Annotated in this window: 1 pseudogene; it reads right to left on the reverse strand. The window is 40.0% G+C overall.

What is annotated here, in order from left to right:
- A pseudogene (locus tag HC175_RS18715) lies at positions 1-445 on the reverse strand (peptidoglycan synthetase); the annotation flags it as partial.

Here is a 445-nt window from a genome sequence, read left to right on the forward strand (position 1 = left end):
TTTTTATTCTGAATAGCTTCCGGAGAAAAATAAACTACAGCCTTATCCGCAGCATTTAAAGCACCCTTATACTCCTTAAGGAATTCGGCGTTTAGACTACTATAGGTGTGTAATTCAAGACATGCCAAAAGTTGCTTTTTTGGATACTGTTGTTTTACTGCCTTTGTAGTTGCCATCACTTTTGACGGACTATGGGCGAAGTCTTTAAAAACGATAGCTTTTGAAGTTTCAGCAATTTTCTCAAGGCGTTTTGAAGCCCCCTTAAAAGAGGAAATAGCTTCATAGAAATCTTCTTCATCAATTCCCATGTGTTGACATATCCATTTCGCACCGGCCAGATTTTGAAGATTATGGCTTCCAAAAACTGAAACAGGCATGTCTCCCTCGGGCGTGTGGAGCAGCGTCATTTCATCTTCCACATGAAATTCGGGAGTTTGATAAGGAT

The sequence above is a fragment of the Salinimicrobium oceani genome (genome assembly GCF_012037645.1).